Below are 19,368 nucleotides of genomic sequence, written 5' to 3'. Positions count from 1 at the left end.
AGAGGATCGATAAAATGAAAGTAATATCAGTTGAAGATACGATATATTGTAAAAAGTCCCTGATTATAGATGTCAGATCACCCTCTGAATATGAAGAGAGCACCATACCTGGTGCTATAAACATTCCATTATTTACAAATAAGGAAAGAGAAGAATTAGGAACCTTATATCATACAGATAAAGAATTAGCTTATGAAAAAGGTTTTAAAATAGGATGTTCTAAACTATATGATATCTATGAACAAGTAAAGGCATTAATAGAATTTAAAGAACAAAAGGTGATTATTTTTTGTTGGCGAGGGGGAATGAGAAGTAAATCTATTGCAACAAATTTGAGCATAACAGGTTTAAATGTTTTTCAATTAAAGGGAGGATACAAAGCTTATAGAAGATTTATTCTTCAAAATCTAGATAAATTTAAAGATAAATTTTACTACTACAATCTTCATGGCCACACTGGGGTAGGTAAAACCATTTTATTAAATGCTTTAAAGGAAAAAGGAGAACCTGTGTTGGATTTAGAAGAATTAGCAAAAAATAGGGGATCTATATTTGGTAGCATGGGTCTAGGTAAACCTCAAAGTCAAAAAATGTTTGACTCTTTACTCTTTAATGAATTAAGCAATAATACAAAGGACTACTTCTTTATTGAATCTGAAAGTAAGAGAATCGGGAATATTATGTTACCAGATTTTTTAGTAGATTCTATGAATAAGGGAGAACATATTTTAATTAAATCCAGTATAGAAAAAAGAATTCAAAATATTAAAAAGGAATATTTGCCTTTAGAGAATAAGGATAATATAACTTCGCTAATTCTTCATAACAAATTTATTATAAAGAAAATGGGAAAAGATTGGGTAAACCAACTTTTACAATCCTTATATAATGAGGATTATGATTATTTTATAAAGATGCTTTTAGTAGACTATTATGATCCTCTTTATAGTTTTTCAGAAGAGAAATATCAGCCCTATATTTCAACTATTTATATGGATGATTTTCAAAAAGTAGCAAACTTATTGAGAGAGAAGATAAATAATATTGACAGAAATTCTAATGTATAATATATTTGTTCTGAATAATGTGGATCTATAGGAGGATATCATAAACAATAATTCTTTATTATCACAAAAAATTTATAACCTTTTATCAGGAGGGAAGAGAATGAATACTGCAAATCGATTAACTATTCTAAGAGTATTATTGATTCCAGTTTTTATGATTTTTGTACTTATTGATGTGCCCAACTATCGTTATATTGCTGCTTTTATTTTCTTTATTGCGGCCTTAACCGATAGTTTAGATGGCTATATTGCACGAAGTAGGAATCAAATTACTGTATTTGGAAAATTTATGGATCCTTTAGCGGATAAATTACTTATTAGTGCCGCTTTAATATCTTTGGTTGAGCTAGGAGAAATTTCATCTTGGGCAGCAATGATTATTATTGCTAGAGAATTTGCTATTACAGGTTTTCGAATTTTAGCTGCTGCAGATGGTATTGTAATTGCAGCTAGCTGGTGGGGAAAAATAAAAACCATTACTCAAATCGTGGCTATTATTTCAATTCTTTTAAACAATTTCCCCTTTTCTTTAATAGGATTTCCTTTTAGTAGAATCACTTTGGGGTTGGCAGTAGTTTTCACCATTATTTCGGGTATAGATTATATTTATATTAATAGAAAAATATTTATTGAAAATGATAATAAGTAAGACATCTGTCTTACTTATTATCATTTTCAATATCCTCATATATGATAAGGAGACGATCTAATGAATGGAGAAATAATATGTATAGGAACAGAAATTTTGTTAGGAGATACCTTAAATACCAATTCAAAATATCTTTCTCAAGAACTATCTCATTTGGGTATTAATGTGTTCTACCATTCTGTTGTAGGAGATAATCCTGAAAGATTAGAAAGCACTATTGAGTTAGCTCTTCAACGTTCAGATATTATTATTGCTACGGGAGGTCTAGGACCTACTCAAGATGACTTAACTAAAGAAACTTTTTCCCATTTACTAAAAATTCCCTTAGTCCCACATCATTCATCATTAGAACATATCCAAGCTATTTTTAATTGTAGTCATAGCAAGATGACAGAAAATAACATAAAACAAAGTTACATACCTTTAGGAAGTACACCCATACCTAATGATAAAGGTACAGCCCCAGGAGTAATTATCGAAAAAGATGATAAAGTGATTATACTATTACCAGGACCACCAAAGGAAATGAAACATATGTTCTCTATCCATGTTAAACCCTTTCTCGCCCAAAAAACCGAGACTCATTTTTTTTCAAGATACTATAGGATTATAGGAGTGGGAGAATCCACATTAGAAAGTGAGCTTATGGATATAATCGATAAACAGTATAATCCAACTATAGCTACTTATGCTGGAAATCACGAAGTCCTCTTAAGACTTACCGCTAATGCTGATAGTCAAGAACAGGCAAGTCAAATTTTACAGCCCTTTGAAGATATTATTATGAAAAGAATGGGGGAAAATATTTATGGGGGCAAAAATGATTTACTGGAAACTATAGTGGGAAAACTATTATTAGCTAAAAATAGATCATTTTCTATAGCTGAATCTTGTACAGGGGGCTTAGTGGCTAGCAAGCTAACAAAAATCCCAGATATTTCAAAAGTTTTTCACAGTGGTGTTGTCTGTTATTCAAATGATGCCAAAGAAAATATCATAGGAGTATCTCCTGAAACTATTGAGAAATATGGGGCTGTAAGTGCAGAAACTGCAAAGGAGCTGTGTCAGAAGCTATTTTTACATACGAAAACAGATATTGTCATGGCTATTACCGGCATAGCAGGACCAGGGGGGAGTACAGAAACTAAACCTGTGGGGTTAGTTTATATTGGAATGCTGTATAAGGGAGATATCCTAGTAAAAGAATTACGTTTGCGAGGAGATAGAGAGGACATTCAGGAAAGAGCCGCCAAATTAGCGTTAAATCTGCTTAGGGAAAAACTTAATACTATTGTTTGACCTATTAAGGATTATTATATATAATAAGATTAGAACATTTGTTCGAACTTTTATTACTTGAAAGGTAGGTGAACCAGACTTAGTCTGGTAAAAAATGGTTGAAAAGAAAAAAGCACTAGAGATGGCTTTAAAACAAATTGAAAAACAGTTTGGAAAAGGTTCAGTTATGAAACTAGGTGAACAATCAGCAAGGTTAAATATTGAATCAATCTCCACTTCTTCAATAGGTTTAGACATTGCATTGGGTATTGGAGGTGTTCCACGAGGGAGAGTAGTTGAAATATATGGACCAGAATCTTCAGGTAAGACAACAGTAGCCCTACACATGATCGCTGAAGCTCAGAAAACTGGTGGTGCTGCCGCCTTTATTGATGCTGAGCATGCTTTAGATCCAGTCTATGCAAAAGCATTAGGAGTAGATATAGATAGTTTAATTGTTTCTCAACCTGATACAGGGGAGCAAGCCTTGGAAATTTGTGAAGCCTTAGTTCGTAGTGGAGCAGTGGATATTGTCGTTGTGGACTCGGTAGCTGCTCTTGTACCTAAAGCTGAAATTGAAGGTGAAATGGGTGATTCCCATGTGGGATTACAGGCAAGATTAATGTCACAAGCTCTTAGAAAGCTCACAGGTGCTATAAATAAATCGAGAACGACCACTATTTTTATTAACCAACTCAGGGAAAAGGTTGGAGTGATGTTTGGAAATCCAGAAACTACTCCAGGAGGACGAGCACTTAAATTTTATTCTTCAGTACGTTTAGATGTTCGTAGAATTGAAACCTTAAAACAGGGGCAAGAAATGATTGGAAATAGGACAAGAGTAAAAGTGGTTAAAAATAAAGTAGCTCCTCCTTTTAAACAGGCAGAATTTGATATCATGTATGGAGAGGGAATATCCAAAGAGGGTGACCTATTAGATGTTGCCGCTGAATGTGAGATTATTAATAAAGCAGGTGCCTGGTATTCATACAACGATCATAGATTAGGTCAGGGACGAGAAAATGCAAAACAGTTCTTAAAAGATAATCCTCAAGTTTTCCAAGAAATTGAAAATAAGATTAGAGAACGTTATAATCTTATTATTAAAAATAATGAAGAAGAGAATAACCAAACCGATAGTGAATAATTAAATCCCCTTATATAAGGGGATTTTTAAATTTTACCACCCTTTATTGTACCTGAATAAAGAGCTCTATCAGGATTTTGTAACCTTGACACAATTTTGAAAAAGTTATACAATTAAATCAAAATAATGAAATTTATTTTTTAGGCTAAGACAGGTATAATGGAAAATACTGATCTATGAAATAAATAAAAGATCTATTTTCAATCTGATTCAATCAGCCTTTTATGGTTTATTTTTTTTGTGAAAATTGAATAAGGAGGTGTGGTAATATTTTTGACAATGTATTTTTAAACATTATTCTAACTTTTGTAGTAGCAATCATAACTTTTGGTTTAGGGTATTATATTAGAAGATATATTGCAGAAGGTAAAATTGCTAATGCAGAAGAGACAGCAGCTAAAATTGTAGAAGACGCATTAAAAGAAGCTGAAACCAGTAAGAAAGAAGTATTATTAGAAGCTAAAGAAGAGGTTCATGCCATAAGAAATGAACTTGAAAGAGAAAACAGAGAAAGAAGAAATGAAATCCAACGCCTGGAAAGAAGAGTTCTTCAAAAGGAAGAAAATCTTGAAAGAAAATCAGATAGCTTGGAAAAAAGAGAAGAAGGCTTACTAAAAAGATCTAAAGAAATTGAATCAAACCAACTCGCAGTACAGGATTTATATCAAAAACAATTAGAAGAATTGGAACGATTATCAGGACTTACCCATGAAGAAGCAAGGCAACTTCTTCTTGCCGATGTAGAAAAGGAAATTACCAGGGAATCTGCCATTTTAATAAAAAATATAGAGGCCCAAGCTAAGGAAGATGCAGATAAGAAAGCCAAGGAAATTATTACCTACGCTATACAAAAATGTGCAGCTGATCATGTAGCTGAAACAACTGTATCCGTTGTCTCCTTACCAAATGATGAGATGAAGGGAAGGATCATTGGAAGGGAAGGACGAAATATTCGTACATTGGAAACTCTAACTGGTATCGATTTAATCATTGATGATACCCCAGAAGCAGTGATTTTGTCAGGATTTGATCCTATTAGAAGGGAAACTGCACGAATTGCTTTAGAAAAATTAATACTCGATGGTAGAATTCATCCTGCACGGATAGAAGAAATGGTAGAGAAGGCCAAAAAAGAAGTAGAAAACCATATTCGAGAAGAGGGAGAAAAGGCCTCCTTTGATACAGGGATACATGGTCTTCATCCCGAAATAATTAAACTGTTAGGTCGTTTGAAGTTTAGGACAAGTTATGGACAGAATGTATTAAAGCATTCCATTGAAGTAGCCTATTTATCTGGCATTATGGCTACAGAACTAGAAGTCGATGTTAAAGTAGCTAAAAGAGCAGGATTACTTCACGATATTGGTAAAGCTGTGGATCATGAAATGGAAGGTCCACATGTTGAGATAGGCGTAGATTTACTAAGAAGGTATAAGGAATCTCCACAAGTTATTCATGCAATGGAAGCACACCATGGTGATGTGGAGCCTCAATCCATTGAAGCAGTTATTGTACAGGCGGCTGATGCAATATCTGCGGCCCGTCCTGGCGCTAGACGTGAGACCCTAGAATCCTATATAAGACGTCTAGAAAAACTAGAAGATATCGCTAATTCTTTTCAAGGAATAGAAAAATCCTTTGCCATTCAAGCAGGGCGTGAAATTAGAATCATGGTAAAACCTGATGAAATTGATGATCTTGAAATGATTCATATATCAAGATCCATTGCAAAGAAAATAGAAGAAGAGCTAGAATATCCAGGACAGATCAAAATAAATGTGATAAGGGAAACACGTTCAATAGAATATGCTAAATAAAACATAAAAATAAAGAAGCCGTACGGCTTCTTTATTTTTATAGCTAGTAGGGTAAAATATAATTGATACTAGGAATCCAATAAAGGAGGTGACAAAAATGAAATTTCTTATTATAGGTGATATCGTGGGGCGTCCAGGTCGACATGTTCTAAGAGATTATCTGCCATCTATAATTCGTGACAATGATATAGAGTTTGTCATTGCAAATGGAGAAAATGCCTCAGGAGGAAATGGATTAACTTATAAAAATAGTCAGGAACTATTATCCTATGGAATTGATATTCTTACCATGGGTAATCATGTGTGGGATAAACGAGAAATTTTTGACTACATTGATGAGGAGGATAGATTGGTTCGTCCTTCTAATTACCCTTCACCCTGTCCCGGTAAAGGATATACCATTATAGATAAAAAGGGCATAAATATCGCTATAATGAATTTATCTGGAAGGGTTTTTCTTCCCCCTTTAGATTGTCCATTTGGAACTTTTGAAAAAGATTATATGCAGATTAAAGAAAAGGCAGATATTATCATACTGGATTTTCACGCCGAAGCCACTGCAGAAAAAGTGGCTATGGGTTGGTTTACCGATGGCAGAGCTTCGTTGGTTTTTGGAACACATACTCATGTGCAAACAGCGGATGAAAAGATTCTAACACAGGGTACAGGATACATAACGGATATAGGAATGACTGGTCCATCTAACTCTGTGCTTGGAGTTGATAAAGACATTATTATTAAGAAATTTATGACTCAACGACCAATACGATTTGAATTAGCAGAAGGTCCAGTACAAATAAATGCTATAATTGCGGAAATAGATGAAACCAATGGAAAGTGCACCAGCATAAAAAGATATTATCAATTGTGCACTCTTTAAAATTCATTCTGAAAATAATTCATCACTTGTTATAAATAGCAAAATAAAAAAAGGATTTTAATACAAAATGTAGAATAGTATGTTATATGAATACATTTAACTTTTAACTTTTCATTACAATAATAAAGGGGGCTATAAAATGGAAGTATTAAAAGTATCAGCTAAATCAAATCCAAATTCAGTCGCTGGTGCCTTAGCGGGGGTTTTAAGGGAAAAAGGGGGAGCCGAGATACAAGCTATCGGAGCCGGCGCTCTTAATCAGGCAGTTAAATCAGTAGCTATTGCAAGAGGTTTTGTTGCTCCTAGTGGTGTAGATCTTATTTGCATACCTGCATTTACAGATATTGAAATTGACGGTGAAGAAAGAACGGGTATTAAATTGATTATTCAACCTAGATAAAACTAGATTTAATTATAAAAGGCCTGCTTATTATAATAAGCAGGCCTTTTATAATTAGACTTGATTCCAATAAGTTTTGATAAAATAAGTAAATCTCCTATGAGAATATTTAGTATTTCTGATATAATAAATATAGTAAAATTTCTGTATAAATTTGGGTATAATAATAAGCAATTGGAAAAAATATTAAATTAGTTTTTTAAAATACTGGAGGAGATATAGTGGGATTTATAGATCTACACGTTCATACCTTAGCCTCAGATGGGTTATTTACCCCCCAGGAAGTTGTTCAATGGGCCTATAAGAAAAATTTAAAGGCCATTGCAATTACCGACCATGATACCACAGATGGCATAGAAAAAGCCATAATTACAGGGAAACAGTTAGGCGTTGAAGTTATACCAGGTATAGAAATTAATACTGATTATAACGGACTAGAAGTACATATATTAGGTTACTATATTGATTATCGTGCAAATTGGTTTCAAGAATTATTAAAAAATATACGCCATGCCCGCCAGATTAGAGCGAAAAAAATGGTGGAAAAGCTTCAAAATTTAGGGTTGCATATTGATCTAGATGAAGTTGAAAAATTAGCTGGAGATGCATCTATTGGTCGTCCCCATATCGCTAGAATTTTACAAAAACATAACTATGTACAAAGCATAAAAGAGGCTTTTGATAAATATATTAATAACACCGGACCTGCTTATGTGGAAAGATATAAAATAACTCCCTGCGAAGCCATCAAAACTATTATTGATTGTGGGGGTGTACCAGTACTGGCCCATCCAGGATTAATTGGAAATTTATCTATTGTAAAAGAGTTAGTAGATTGTGATTTGCAAGGAATAGAAGTTTATCATTCAAAGCATAATCCCGAAACAACCAATTTGTATTTCCATATTGCAAAACAATATAATTTGATTATTACAGGGGGAACTGATTGCCATGGTCACTTATATGGTGGTCAGCCAATACTAGGCTCATTAAATATTGATGAATCACTTTTACATGAACTAAAAAAAAGAAAAGATATATTGGAGTGAGATGATAATGTCTTTCTATAAGGGTGAACGAAACCGAAATGCTGTTTTAAAAATAAGCACTACATCCTTAGTGAAATTGCTTATTTTGAATTTTCTAAGTAAAAAAGATTATTATGGAAATCAATTAATAGAGACAATTAGCAAAACATTTAAGGATAAATGGGAGCCAAGTCCAGGAATGATCTATCCTCTACTTAGAGACTTAGAAGAAAAAGGATATATAAAGGGTTGGTGGAGAGAACCTGATAAAAAAACCATCAGATATTATAAAATTACTGATCAAGGCTTAGAATATTTTAAGATCATTAAGAAGAGTTATAAATCAACTTTAGATGATTCTTTAGAGATGGTCAACAATATCCTACAAGAAGTCTATAAATAAGGAGGTTCAAAAATGAAAAAGATGCTATCTGATTATATTAAAAATATTACACCCTCGGCAACATTATCTGTCACAGCAACTGCAAACCAATTAAAAGCAGAGGGTCTAGATGTAATAACATTTGGTGTAGGTGAACCTGATTTTGATACACCTGAATATATTAGAGAGGCAGGTATTAGGGCAATACAAAAAGGCTTAACAAAATATACACCTGTAAATGGCATTTTATCCTTAAGGGAAGCGATATCTGAAAAATTAAGAAGAGATAATAATATAGATTATTCCCCAGAAGAAATCATTATTAATAGTGGAGCAAAACATAGTATTTCAACGGCCCTTCAAGCTATTTGTAATCCGGGAGATGAAATTATTATTCCCATACCCTACTGGGTAAGTTATCCTGAGATGGTCAAACTGGTGGGAGCAGTCCCAATATTTGTTCAAACACAAAAAGAAAATAATTTTAAGATAACGGGAGAGGAACTTTTATCAGCAATAACCCCTAAAACAAAAGCCATATTTCTTAATACACCTAATAATCCTTTAGGGACAATATATTCTAAAAATGAGTTGGAGACCATTGCGAATATAGCTATTGAGAAACAAATATATGTTATTTCTGATGAGATTTATGAAAAGATGGTATATGATGGTAAAAAGCATACCAGTATTGCATCATTAAATTCTGAAATAAGAGAACTTACAATATTAATTAATGGGATGTCAAAGTCCTATGCTATGACTGGTTGGAGACTAGGATACACGGCTTCTAATAGAACAGTTATTAAAACAATGGGCACAATTCAAAGTCATGCAACATCTCATCCTAGTTCTATTACACAATATGCTGGCCTGGCAGCTTTACAAGAGCATTCCCCTGTTTTATATGAGATGACAGAGGAATTTAATAAGAGGAGACTTTATATGGTTGAACGCTTAAAAAATATGGCCAACATTGATTATATATACCCTGAGGGAGCTTTCTATGTATTTGTAGATATTTCTAAAGCTTTTGGAGCAAAAGTAAATGAAAGACTTATAGATTCCTCTGTAAGCTTTGCAGAACTATTATTAGAAAAGGCCCATGTAGCGGTCATACCTGGCACAGCATTTGGAATGGATAATTTTATTCGTTTATCCTATGCTACTTCCATGGAAAATATAAAGGAAGGATTAGATCGGTTAGAAGCCTTTATAAAAAGTTAAGAAATTTAAATTGTATTTTGTACATATAAAACAAAATGCCCTATAGTCTGCACTATGGGGTATTTGTATTATATAATACTTTGAAGGGAGGAGTGTATATGGACAATATAGAAAATGTTCTAAAACTTATGACTTACAATATACATAGTGGAAAGAATTTAAAGGGGCAATATACTCTTCCCAAAATAATTGATTTTATAAAGAACTATTCTCCAGATATCCTAGCCCTACAAGAGATTAATGAAAATAAAAAAAGAGGATTTCAAATAAGAGAAATAAAAGAAATATTAAATATGAATGTTCATTTTGGTCCCCATGTCCATATTGGAAAAGGACAATATGGCATTGCAACTGTTTCCCCCTTTGAGATTATTGGAAAACAACATATTCTTCTACCCAGTATCGGCGAACAAAGGGGGATGATTCATACCCAATTAAGAATTAAAAGTAAAGACGTCCACATCCTTAATACCCATCTAGGTCTAAATATACTAGAAAGAAAAAAACAATTTCAAATCATTCAAAAATATTTAGAAGGGATAAAGGATACGGTAATACTCATGGGTGATTTTAACACAACCAATTTACCTTTACAGTCCTCTCTAATCTATGATGCGAGTCAAGGGAGGGAAGATCAAGATTCACCTACTCTTATTAAAATCAATAAAAAAATCGACTTCATTATGTTATCTAAAAATATTCAAACCATTAGCCATAAAGTAGTCCCAGTTTATTTTTCTGATCATTTTCCTGTTATGGCTAAAATCATTATTTAGTAAATAGTCAGATTATCAATGGAGATCAGGGGTATATGTATAGTATAACTGTCTTGAAACAGACAGCATTATGAACAAATGAAAAAGGGGGAGTATACCTATGAAGGACAAATCCATAGTAAATAATGATATCATCGAAAGGAATCTAAAGTACATAAATGAAAACCATAGCGAAATCTATCAAGCCTACAGGGAGTATGGCAAATTAGTACATACGCAAGGTGGGCCTTTGGATGACAAGACAAGATGGCTTATAAAAATTGCTATTTCAACAGTATGCGAATATCCCTATGCGTTAACTACTCATTTAAAGAAAGCCTTAAAGGCTGGGTGTACTCGGGAAGAAATAGAACATGTTATGTTATTGGTGGCACCTAGTGCGGGATTTCCTAAAATGATGAACGGTATATTGGCTTTACGACAAGAAGTAGGAGAAGAAGATTAAAAACCCAAACTAAAAGGGAACATAATTAATATTATGTTCCCTTTTAGTTTGGATCTGATTATGGTTTTAAAAGGAATGATAAGAATAAAAAAAGTTTTAACAAGCTATTATAAACTTTTAAAACTTTAAATCTATAAATATTAAATTGGCAGGGGTAGAAGGACTCGAACCCTCGGCACGTGGTTTTGGAGACCACTGCTCTACCAACTGAGCTATACCCCTATGCACAAGATATATTATAGCAACATCTATAGGATAAGTCAAACCTTTTTTAAAATTATTTTTACTTTTTAAAAAGGGTGAAAATCGGGAGGTATTCAAAAATAAATTCTGGATTGAAGCTAGAATTTATTTTTTTTGCCTCTTAAAATCAATTATAACAATTTTTTTATAGTTTCATATAGATAAACGGATGCTAGATAGAAAAAATCAATTAGAAGGGAAAATACAGCCTGTGGATAAAGGGTGGATAAATTCTTACGGGAAATAAGACAAATTCCTTATTTTTTCTCAAAAAGAAGGAATATACCTTATAAATATAGAATTAATAATTACGCGAAATAAACATTTCGCGCAATTATAGGTATTAAATGTCGAATTAGGAGGGATGATATGGAGTTTCCCATAATCGTGGAGGACTTTTTGAATTACATGGAAACCATAAGGGGGAAATCCCCCAATACTGTGAAGGCTTACCAATATGATTTGATATTATTATTTCGTTTTATGAAACAACGCTTTAAATTAGTTCCTGGGAATGTGGATTTTGAAGAAATTAACATAGCGGACATAGATGAAACTTTTATACAAAAGATTAAATTAAATGATCTCTATGCCTTTATATCCTTCGCAGCAAAAACTAGAAATAATGCTCAATATGCAAGAGCCAGAAAAGTCGCTTGTTTAAGATCTTTTTTTAAGTATTTAATGGATAAAGTGAAAATATTAGATTCTAATCCTGCAATGGAATTAGAACCGCCAAAAATATATTCTAGGCATCCAGTGTATTTGCAATTAAAAGAAGCACAGAAATTAATCAATTCCATAGAAGGAACCCATAAAGAAAGAGATAAAGCTATTATTACATTATTTCTAAATTGTGGACTTAGACTATCTGAACTAACCAATATTAAATTAGAGGATATTCAAGAGGATACTTTAAAAGTTGTTGGAAAAGGAAATAAAGAAAGAACTGTATACCTAAGCAATGCCTGTTTAAAAGCTATTGAGGAATATATGAAAGTTAGATCGACGGAAGGCATAAAGAATAAATCAGCGCTGTTTTTAAGTCAACAAAAGAAACAGATTAGTGAGAGAACGGTTCAACATTTGGTCAAAAAACATTTGAATAATGCAGGATTAGATAGTGATAAAGTTTCGGTGCATAAATTAAGACATACAGCAGCGACTTTAATGTATCAATATGGTGAAGTTGATATTCGTGCATTACAGCAAATATTAGGTCATGAAAATATATCAACCACGCAAATCTATACCCATATAGATAATGAACAATTGCGCCGTGCTTCACAAAAAAATCCTCTAGCTAATTTTGGCTATGATAGTATAGATATTGAATAGAGAAGACTATTCAATATCTATAAAAACCAACACAATACTTTCTGTTAAAGACAAGTTTAATGTATAGTATTGTATATTCTTCCTGTTTATAGTATAATTTGTTTATAAACTTTAGGTGGTGCTTATTTATGAACAAAGGAAATTTTGAAAATAATTATCAAGATAATTTAGAAGCTTCTCTCATGATGAAATTAAGGACGTTAATAAAAGAATTACCTTTGCAGTGTGAAACTTTTTTTAGAGGAATTGAACCTACTACATCAATTAAAACAAGAATTGCCTATGCTTTTGATCTTAGAACCTTTTTTTATTTTTTAAATACAAATGTTGATTGCTTTACTTCCCTTTCTATCAAGGGCTTTACTGCTGAAGATCTAGAAAAGGTAACTCCATTACATATAGAGCAATTTTTAGAATTTCTATCTTATTACACTCTTCCCCACTACTTAGATTGTTCTATTATTATTCCTTACTCCAATAATAATGCAGGCAAATCCAGAAAACTATCTACCCTTAGATCTTTTTTTAAGTATCTTTTCAAGAAAAGAATAATAAAAACCAACCCTGCCCTACTGGTTGATATGCCTAAAATACATGACAAGCCCATTATAAGAATGGAAGTAAATGAGATAGTCAATCTTTTAGATTTAGTTGAACAAGGGGAGAAATTAACCAAAACTCAATTACGCTATCATAAATATACCAAAAATCGTGACTTAGCTATCCTGATTCTTCTGTTAGGCACAGGTATCCGCGTCAGTGAATGCGTAGGCCTTGATATTTCAGATTTTGATTTTTCCATTAATGGATTTAAAATTACTAGAAAGGGTGGGAATCAGGTCATTTTGTATTTTAGTCAAGAAGTTGCAGATGTATTAAAAACATACATTACCGAAAGAAAAGATATAATTCCATTAGAGGGCCATGAAGACGCTTTATTTCTCTCCCTACAAAAGCGAAGAATGAGTGTTAGTTCAATACAAAAATTGGTTAGAAAATATACACAGAAGATCACTCCCCTCAAAAAGATATCTCCCCATAAGCTAAGAAGTACCTATGGGACTAATTTATATAGGGAAACAGGTGATATTTATATTGTAGCTGACGTGCTAGGGCATAAAGATATAAATACTACTAAAAAACATTATGCTGCTATTAGTGATGATCAAAGGAGAAAGGCTGCCCAGGTGATTAAACTAAGGGAGGAATGATTTCATTCCTCCCTTAGTTTAATGTTAATACAAGAAATCATCAAAGAATTTTTGTTGTATATCCGAGATGCTTGTTTCAACTTCCTGTTCCATTTTTTGATATCTCTCCAATAGGTCTTTAGCTGTGGGAGTTAAGGTAGATCCTCCTCCCTTGGCACCGCCTATTTGTTTTTCCAGTAGTTTTATGTTTAAGTGTTTTTCAATTTTAGAGATAACCCCCCAGGCTTTACTGTAGGACATATTCATAGAAGCTGCTGCCTGCCTCAAGGAACCATATTCTTCAATCTCCATGAGCAATCTTTTAGGCCCCTCACCGAAAATTTTATTTTCTTTTTTTTCATCTGTGAGCCAAATTCTAAATTCAATTTTCATATGTTCACCGCCTAGTTTATTTTATTCTTATCTCTATATTTCTCCTGTAACCAGTCAAAATAAAGCTTCTGTTCCTTTTTGTTAAAGGAATAGTCTGCCACCTCTTCTATTTCATTTATTGTCAAAATTTTGTAATCAGTTTTAGTACTATTGCCCTCTACACATTCACAGCAATTATCACATATCTTATTTTTATTTATATCGCAGTAGTTGCACCTACCACATTCTTCGCATAGTTTTTCCTGTAGAACACACTGTCTCATCTTAATAAATCCTCCGTCCAAAAATAATTTCATTGATATAGTTTTATTTTATAAATAAAACAGGAGAATAGCAAGCTATTCTCCTGTTGGAATTAATAATTGTTGTCCTGGGTATATGTATGAAGTCTCTAGATCGTTAATTATTTTTATGTGATATATCTGCTCTCTAATGTCCTCCCGTTTAGAGGAATATTGGCTAACAATATCCCAAAGTGTATCTCCACGGCTAACGGTAACAATCTGTAATGCATTTTTTTCATAGCCTTCTGCCTTGTCTAGAAAAATAAAATTTAGTGCAATTAGTGATATTAATGAAATACAAGTGAGAAATAAAAAAAATCTTTTCTTATTTTTAATAACTATTTTTGTTCCATTTAAGATCATAATTAACCCTCCAATTCTCGAACGTATGTTCTAAATACATTATATACAAACAGATGTTCTTTTGTCAAGATATTTACGAACATTTGTTTGTCCTTTTTTATGTTTTATGTTATAATAAAAAAAACTTGGAAATTACTTGGAGGAGATAATAGGTGTATGAAAATATCAGCAGTAAACAACTAAGAATCCTAGACTTTATTAAAAGTGAGTTATCTAGTAAAGGCTACCCTCCTTCTGTGCGAGAAATATGTGAGGCGGTAAATCTTAGATCTACTTCTACTGTCCATGGGCATTTAGAAAAGTTAGAAAAACTTGGATATATCCGTAGAGATCCTACTAAACCAAGAGCAATAGAAATAATTGACCACAATCCTTATTTTACTAAAAAAGAGTTAATTGAACTTCCTATAGTAGGAAAAGTGACTGCTGGTCACCCTATTCTTGCTGTAGAAAACATAGAGGATACCTTTCCTCTTCCCTTAGATTTTGTGAATACAGAAAATGATAATTCCTTTATTCTAACGATTCAGGGAGAAAGTATGATTAATGCAGGTATACTAGATGGTGATTATGTTATTGTTCGTCAACAGAGTATAGCACAGGATGGAGATATAGTGGTTGCCCTTTTAGATGATGAGGCCACCGTAAAACGTTTTTATAAAGAAAATGATACATTTCGTCTTCAACCTGAAAATCCTTATATGAGTCCTATTATAGTAAAAGAGGTAAAAATACTTGGTAAGGTTGTAGGTGTTTTTAGAAAAATGTAAACTTTTTTTACAAAATGATAAAACCTCTCAGGGTCTCCTGAGAGGTTTTATCATTTTACAGTTTTATAATATTCTTTTCTGCCAGACGTTGTAATGCAATATATATTCCTATTTTACCATGTTCAAAGGTTAATCCACCTTGTAAATAGGCAATATAGGGGGCTTTAATAGGGGCATCGGCACTAAGTTCAATAGAGGATCCTTGTATAAATGCTCCTGCGGCCATAATGACTGGATCATTATAACCTGGCATATCCCAAGGTTCAGGAGTAACAAAAGCATCCACAGGGGCACTTTCCTGGATAGCTTTACAAAATGTAATAACACTTTCCGGTGTCCCGAGTTTTATGCTTTGAATAATATCGCTTCTTTCATCTTCAGAAGTAGGACAAACTTCAAATCCTAATTCTTCAAACACCCTTGCGGCAAGTATAGCTACCTTTAAAGCTTCTGCAACGATATGTGGTGCTAAAAATAGCCCTTGAAAAAATGTGCGATTTATCCCCAGGGTAGCTCCACCTTCTTTTCCTAATCCCGGAGCAGATAACCGATTAGCAACCAATTCAATTAGGTGTTTTTTGCCTACAACATATCCTCCTGTTGGTGCCAATCCTCCTCCAGGATTTTTAATCAGTGAACCTGCCATAATATCTACGCCTACTTCGGTAGGCTCTAAAGGTTCGATAAATTCTCCATAACAATTATCTACCATAACAAGTATATTGGGAAATTGTTTCTTGATTTGCTGAACAGCATCTTTTATTTTATTTACAGTCAATGCTTTTCGCCATTCATAACCGGTTGACCTTTGTATATAAATCAATTTTGTCTTAGGGGAAATGGTATCCATAACTTTTTTTATGTCAACCTCACCTTTAGCGGTTAAATCAATCTGTTTATACTGAATATTATAATCTCTTAGGGAACCCTGCCCATTTTCAATATCATTGATACCAATAACATTTTCCAATGTATCATAGGGCTTTCCGGTAATTGACAGCATTTCATCCGAAGGTCTTAAAATTCCATAAAGACATAAGGATAAGGCATGGGTTCCTGAAATTATCTGAGGTCGAACTAAGGCATCCTCTGTTCTAAATACTTCTGCATAAACCTGTTCAATAGCATCTCTTCCTATATCATCATATCCATATCCAGTAGACACAGAAAAATGTCTATCACTTAAACCTATACTTTGCATTGCTTTCAAAACTTTAAGTTGATTGTATTCCCTTATCTCATCTATATCCCTTAATCTCTTATTCATTTTTTTTTCTATTTCACTACAGAAATCTAAAATATTTCCTTTAATTTTAAACTCATCCATTAAATAATCTTTAGTTTTTTGTAACAAATCTTATTCACTCATTTCTTTATATTATTACGTAGTTTATGGTTTCACATAAAATCTTCTTTTCTTAAATAAATTAAGTCTTTTCTGTCGATATTTGTTTTTTTTGATAATCTTAATGCTTGTTTTCGTATGGTTTTTTCTATAATATTTCTTACTTCTCTAGCATTACCAAACTTATCATGATCATAGTCTAATCGCCTCTGTACAAGTAATTTATACAGAACTTTTTTACCTTCTAAGGTAATTTCATATTGTCTTTTTAGGGCCATTATTTCTGCTATACTCATTAATTCATCAATTGAATAATCCTCAAAATTAATATGTACGGGAAATCTAGATCGTAGTCCTGGGTTACTCATAAGGAAAAAGTCCATTTCTATTTTATAGCCTGCTAAAATAAGAATGAACTCATTCTTGTAGTCCTCCATGGCTTTAACAAGGGTATCTATAGCTTCCTTACCAAAGTCCTTTTCCCCTCCCCTTGCTAAAGAATAAGCTTCATCAATGAACAATATACCACCAAGTGATTCATGAATTTTAGTTTTTACTTTCTGAGCAGTTTGCCCAACAAATTCGCCCACTAGGTCGGCTCTCTCTACCTCAACGACATGTCCTGATTTTAATACCCCTAACCCTTTAAATAGTTTTCCTAATATTCGAGCTACCGTTGTTTTTCCAGTCCCTGGGTTCCCCCTGAAAATCATGTGAAAAACCAAGGGTTCTATGGTTAGATTTTCTTTCTGTCGTTTTTTATTGATCATCACAAAAGCTTCAATTTCCCGGACTAGATTTTTGAGCATTTTTAATCCTACTAAAGAGTTTAGTTCTTGATAAATTTCTTCAATATTAATATTTTCTTCAGTATCCAATTTATCCTTAGTTAACAAATGAGGTTTTTCTTTTTTTGAAGGCACTTCCTCTTTAAAGAGAGAGGTTTGATTAATTTTTGTCTGCAATATGTTCCAAAAACTCATATAATCACCCTTTTATTTAATATAGCGTGATATAAAAATCTGGTGTTACCATTATATGTAGAGTATATAAAAAGGTGATTGTTTTATTGTAGATTTAGGAACAAATTTTTATATATTTTATATAATAGAATTATTGCTCATTGGTAGAGGTTATGCTTTGAAAATTAATTTGTTTACTAGGAGAAATAGTTGAAATGGCATGTTTGTACACCATTTGTTGTTTATTATCGCTCTCCAAAACAATAGTATAGTTATCAAAACCTTTTACAATTCCCTTTAATTGATAGCCATTTACTAGATATATTGTGATGGGCATACGTTCCTTTCTAACATGATTTAAAAAAACCTCTTGAAGATTAATATTGTTTTTTATCATTTTATTCCCTCCAATAATTTAGTCTTTTCCTTATACTCTTTTGCTGAATGGAAACTTTGTCTCTATGAGCATTATTATATCATCTATTATGTCTGCTTTTGAAGTATATTCATCTACTTTGATCCAATGTATTCTTTTATCTCGTCTAAACCAAGTTAGTTGACGTTTTGCAAATCTTCTTGTATCTCTTTTAAGAAGATTTATTGACTCTTCTAAGGTCAATTGTCCTTCCAGAAACCCTATAATTTCTTTGTACCCAAGTCCTTGCATGGAAACTAAATCTTTATCATATCCTTTGTCTAAAAGTCCTTTTACTTCATCTATTAATCCTTCTTCTATCATGTTATCAATCCGTTGGTTTATTCTTTGATATAGAATATCTCTATCCATCATTAGTCCAATCATAACAAGAGAGAAGGGAATATCTTCTATTTGAGTTTTTTCTTTATAATAGGACATTGTTTTACCTGTATTCTTATAGACTTCTAATGCTCTAATAATTCGTTTGGTATTATTAGGATGAATGGCTTCTGCAGAAAGAGAATCTACCTGTTTTAAAAGGTCATGAATATATTGATTTCCTTTTTCCTTTGCTAAGGCTTGAATTTTTATTCGATATTCCGGATCAGAAATACTTTCGGTAAAGTTTAAAGGATAGACTAAAGAATTTACATAAAGTCCCGTTCCTCCCACTACCATCGGAGTCTTCTTTTTTTCAAGAATATAGTCAATGTATTTAAAAGCTTTTTGTTGGAATAATGCAACATTAAATTCCTCATCTGGCTCAATTTCATCTATTAAATAATGGGGAATCCCTTGCATTTCCCCTTTAGTAGGTTTTGCTGTGCCAATATCCATATATTTATATATCTGCATAGAATCTGCCGAGATTATTTCACTATTCAACCTTTTAGCAACACTAATTGAAATATCTGTTTTCCCTACTGCCGTAGGTCCCACTATTACTACTAATGGTTTCTTCATTAT

General features: G+C 32.7%; 22 protein-coding genes and 1 tRNA gene. 15 read left to right on the top strand and 8 right to left on the bottom strand.

Annotated features, from left to right (window positions below):
• Positions 1 to 14 precede the first annotated feature (14 nt).
• The 12 genes from mnmH (at position 15) to NSA47_RS03665 (ending at position 11,096) form a co-directional block, all read left to right on the top strand.
• Positions 15 to 1,067 carry a tRNA 2-selenouridine(34) synthase MnmH gene (mnmH, locus tag NSA47_RS03720; RefSeq protein WP_257529551.1) on the top strand — a complete coding sequence of 351 codons (1,053 nt, stop codon included), beginning with the start codon at positions 15 to 17 and terminating at the stop codon, positions 1,065 to 1,067.
• Positions 1,068 to 1,167: 100 nt separating this feature from the next.
• Entirely contained in the window at positions 1,168 to 1,716 is a 549-nt protein-coding gene (gene pgsA / locus NSA47_RS03715; RefSeq protein ID WP_257529550.1) for a CDP-diacylglycerol--glycerol-3-phosphate 3-phosphatidyltransferase, read from the top strand.
• Between the two features lie 60 nt (positions 1,717 to 1,776).
• Complete coding sequence (locus tag NSA47_RS03710) at positions 1,777 to 3,015, top strand: competence/damage-inducible protein A (RefSeq protein ID WP_257529549.1); 1,239 nt, start codon at positions 1,777 to 1,779, stop codon at positions 3,013 to 3,015.
• Between the two features lie 94 nt (positions 3,016 to 3,109).
• Complete coding sequence (gene recA, locus NSA47_RS03705; protein ID WP_257529548.1) at positions 3,110 to 4,141, top strand: recombinase RecA; 1,032 nt, start codon at positions 3,110 to 3,112, stop codon at positions 4,139 to 4,141.
• A gap of 269 nt (positions 4,142 to 4,410) precedes the next feature.
• A complete protein-coding gene (gene rny / locus NSA47_RS03700) occupies positions 4,411 to 5,958 on the top strand; it encodes a ribonuclease Y (RefSeq protein WP_373370305.1) in 1,548 nt (515 codons plus the stop codon).
• 97 nt (positions 5,959 to 6,055) lie between these two features.
• A complete protein-coding gene (locus tag NSA47_RS03695; protein ID WP_257529547.1) occupies positions 6,056 to 6,838 on the top strand; it encodes a TIGR00282 family metallophosphoesterase in 783 nt (260 codons plus the stop codon).
• A 139-nt stretch (positions 6,839 to 6,977) separates the two neighbouring features.
• On the top strand, positions 6,978 to 7,238 hold the full coding sequence (locus NSA47_RS03690) for a stage V sporulation protein S (RefSeq protein ID WP_257529546.1): 261 nt from the start codon (positions 6,978 to 6,980) through the stop codon (positions 7,236 to 7,238).
• A 221-nt stretch (positions 7,239 to 7,459) separates the two neighbouring features.
• On the top strand, positions 7,460 to 8,287 hold the full coding sequence (locus NSA47_RS03685; protein WP_257529545.1) for a PHP domain-containing protein: 828 nt from the start codon (positions 7,460 to 7,462) through the stop codon (positions 8,285 to 8,287).
• Between the two features lie 7 nt (positions 8,288 to 8,294).
• Entirely contained in the window at positions 8,295 to 8,669 is a 375-nt protein-coding gene (locus tag NSA47_RS03680; protein WP_257529544.1) for a PadR family transcriptional regulator, read from the top strand.
• Positions 8,670 to 8,681: 12 nt separating this feature from the next.
• Positions 8,682 to 9,875, top strand: coding sequence for a pyridoxal phosphate-dependent aminotransferase (locus tag NSA47_RS03675; protein ID WP_373370302.1), 1,194 nt, complete (start codon positions 8,682 to 8,684; stop codon positions 9,873 to 9,875).
• A 98-nt stretch (positions 9,876 to 9,973) separates the two neighbouring features.
• Positions 9,974 to 10,651, top strand: coding sequence for an endonuclease/exonuclease/phosphatase family protein (locus tag NSA47_RS03670; protein WP_257529543.1), 678 nt, complete (start codon positions 9,974 to 9,976; stop codon positions 10,649 to 10,651).
• 100 nt (positions 10,652 to 10,751) lie between these two features.
• Entirely contained in the window at positions 10,752 to 11,096 is a 345-nt protein-coding gene (locus NSA47_RS03665) for a carboxymuconolactone decarboxylase family protein (protein WP_257529542.1), read from the top strand.
• 146 nt (positions 11,097 to 11,242) lie between these two features.
• Here the strand turns inward: NSA47_RS03665 and NSA47_RS03660 are convergent.
• A tRNA-Trp gene (locus NSA47_RS03660) sits at positions 11,243 to 11,318 on the bottom strand.
• 390 nt (positions 11,319 to 11,708) lie between these two features.
• Between NSA47_RS03660 and xerA the strand changes: the two genes are divergently transcribed.
• Together xerA and NSA47_RS03650 are read left to right on the top strand one after the other, a co-directional pair.
• Complete coding sequence (xerA, locus tag NSA47_RS03655; protein WP_257529541.1) at positions 11,709 to 12,677, top strand: site-specific tyrosine recombinase/integron integrase; 969 nt, start codon at positions 11,709 to 11,711, stop codon at positions 12,675 to 12,677.
• Positions 12,678 to 12,805: 128 nt separating this feature from the next.
• Positions 12,806 to 13,888 (top strand): tyrosine-type recombinase/integrase, encoded by a 1,083-nt coding sequence (locus NSA47_RS03650; RefSeq protein ID WP_257529540.1) that lies wholly within the window; start codon positions 12,806 to 12,808, stop codon positions 13,886 to 13,888.
• Positions 13,889 to 13,912: 24 nt separating this feature from the next.
• Here the strand turns inward: NSA47_RS03650 and NSA47_RS03645 are convergent, their stop codons facing one another.
• From NSA47_RS03645 to NSA47_RS03635, 3 genes are all read right to left on the bottom strand, one after another.
• Positions 13,913 to 14,260 carry a winged helix-turn-helix domain-containing protein gene (locus NSA47_RS03645; protein ID WP_257529539.1) on the bottom strand — a complete coding sequence of 116 codons (348 nt, stop codon included), beginning with the start codon at positions 14,258 to 14,260 and terminating at the stop codon, positions 13,913 to 13,915.
• 11 nt (positions 14,261 to 14,271) lie between these two features.
• The gene (locus NSA47_RS03640; protein WP_257529538.1) at positions 14,272 to 14,523 is read right to left on the bottom strand and encodes a hypothetical protein; all 252 of its coding nucleotides are present in this window, start codon (positions 14,521 to 14,523) and stop codon (positions 14,272 to 14,274) included.
• Positions 14,524 to 14,598: 75 nt separating this feature from the next.
• Positions 14,599 to 14,907: a LysM peptidoglycan-binding domain-containing protein gene (locus NSA47_RS03635; RefSeq protein ID WP_257529537.1), complete on the bottom strand. Its 309-nt coding sequence runs from the start codon at positions 14,905 to 14,907 to the stop codon at positions 14,599 to 14,601.
• A 152-nt stretch (positions 14,908 to 15,059) separates the two neighbouring features.
• On the opposite strand from NSA47_RS03635, the gene lexA reads away from it, so the two are divergent.
• The gene (gene lexA, locus NSA47_RS03630) at positions 15,060 to 15,677 is read left to right on the top strand and encodes a transcriptional repressor LexA (protein ID WP_257529536.1); all 618 of its coding nucleotides are present in this window, start codon (positions 15,060 to 15,062) and stop codon (positions 15,675 to 15,677) included.
• Between the two features lie 55 nt (positions 15,678 to 15,732).
• Here the strand turns inward: lexA and NSA47_RS03625 are convergent, their stop codons facing one another.
• From NSA47_RS03625 to miaA, 4 genes are all read right to left on the bottom strand, one after another.
• Complete coding sequence (locus NSA47_RS03625; protein ID WP_373370301.1) at positions 15,733 to 17,004, bottom strand: methionine gamma-lyase family protein; 1,272 nt, start codon at positions 17,002 to 17,004, stop codon at positions 15,733 to 15,735.
• A gap of 71 nt (positions 17,005 to 17,075) precedes the next feature.
• Positions 17,076 to 17,987, bottom strand: coding sequence for an AAA family ATPase (locus NSA47_RS03620; RefSeq protein ID WP_257529534.1), 912 nt, complete (start codon positions 17,985 to 17,987; stop codon positions 17,076 to 17,078).
• A gap of 148 nt (positions 17,988 to 18,135) precedes the next feature.
• Positions 18,136 to 18,381, bottom strand: a complete 246-nt coding sequence (gene hfq / locus NSA47_RS03615) for an RNA chaperone Hfq (RefSeq protein ID WP_257529533.1) — start codon at positions 18,379 to 18,381, stop codon at positions 18,136 to 18,138.
• 30 nt (positions 18,382 to 18,411) lie between these two features.
• Positions 18,412 to 19,365: a tRNA (adenosine(37)-N6)-dimethylallyltransferase MiaA gene (gene miaA, locus NSA47_RS03610; RefSeq protein WP_257529532.1), complete on the bottom strand. Its 954-nt coding sequence runs from the start codon at positions 19,363 to 19,365 to the stop codon at positions 18,412 to 18,414.
• Positions 19,366 to 19,368: the final 3 nt, after the last annotated feature.

The sequence above is a fragment of the Irregularibacter muris genome, assembly GCF_024622505.1.
Lineage (GTDB): Bacteria > Bacillota > Clostridia > Eubacteriales > Garciellaceae > Irregularibacter > Irregularibacter muris.
The sequence above is the reverse complement of the archived record's forward strand: the minus strand, read 5'-3'. Positions and strand labels throughout refer to the sequence as shown.

Excerpts from the sequence above, each read along its gene's own strand:
- NSA47_RS03665 (WP_257529542.1), top strand. The coding sequence starts at position 10,752 with ATGAAGGACAAATCCATAGTAAATAATGATATCATCGAAAGGAATCTA.
- NSA47_RS03690 (WP_257529546.1), top strand. The coding sequence starts at position 6,978 with ATGGAAGTATTAAAAGTATCAGCTAAATCAAATCCAAATTCAGTCGCT.
- hfq (WP_257529533.1), bottom strand. The coding sequence starts at position 18,381 with ATGATAAAAAACAATATTAATCTTCAAGAGGTTTTTTTAAATCATGTT.
- NSA47_RS03650 (WP_257529540.1), top strand. The coding sequence starts at position 12,806 with ATGAACAAAGGAAATTTTGAAAATAATTATCAAGATAATTTAGAAGCT.
- NSA47_RS03680 (WP_257529544.1), top strand. The coding sequence starts at position 8,295 with ATGTCTTTCTATAAGGGTGAACGAAACCGAAATGCTGTTTTAAAAATA.
- xerA (WP_257529541.1), top strand. The coding sequence starts at position 11,709 with ATGGAGTTTCCCATAATCGTGGAGGACTTTTTGAATTACATGGAAACC.
- NSA47_RS03670 (WP_257529543.1), top strand. The coding sequence starts at position 9,974 with ATGGACAATATAGAAAATGTTCTAAAACTTATGACTTACAATATACAT.
- NSA47_RS03625 (WP_373370301.1), bottom strand. The coding sequence starts at position 17,004 with ATGGATGAGTTTAAAATTAAAGGAAATATTTTAGATTTCTGTAGTGAA.
- NSA47_RS03640 (WP_257529538.1), bottom strand. The coding sequence starts at position 14,523 with ATGAGACAGTGTGTTCTACAGGAAAAACTATGCGAAGAATGTGGTAGG.
- pgsA (WP_257529550.1), top strand. The coding sequence starts at position 1,168 with ATGAATACTGCAAATCGATTAACTATTCTAAGAGTATTATTGATTCCA.
- miaA (WP_257529532.1), bottom strand. The coding sequence starts at position 19,365 with ATGAAGAAACCATTAGTAGTAATAGTGGGACCTACGGCAGTAGGGAAA.
- NSA47_RS03675 (WP_373370302.1), top strand. The coding sequence starts at position 8,682 with ATGAAAAAGATGCTATCTGATTATATTAAAAATATTACACCCTCGGCA.
- NSA47_RS03645 (WP_257529539.1), bottom strand. The coding sequence starts at position 14,260 with ATGAAAATTGAATTTAGAATTTGGCTCACAGATGAAAAAAAAGAAAAT.
- NSA47_RS03635 (WP_257529537.1), bottom strand. The coding sequence starts at position 14,907 with ATGATCTTAAATGGAACAAAAATAGTTATTAAAAATAAGAAAAGATTT.
- NSA47_RS03710 (WP_257529549.1), top strand. The coding sequence starts at position 1,777 with ATGAATGGAGAAATAATATGTATAGGAACAGAAATTTTGTTAGGAGAT.
- recA (WP_257529548.1), top strand. The coding sequence starts at position 3,110 with ATGGTTGAAAAGAAAAAAGCACTAGAGATGGCTTTAAAACAAATTGAA.
- mnmH (WP_257529551.1), top strand. The coding sequence starts at position 15 with ATGAAAGTAATATCAGTTGAAGATACGATATATTGTAAAAAGTCCCTG.
- NSA47_RS03695 (WP_257529547.1), top strand. The coding sequence starts at position 6,056 with ATGAAATTTCTTATTATAGGTGATATCGTGGGGCGTCCAGGTCGACAT.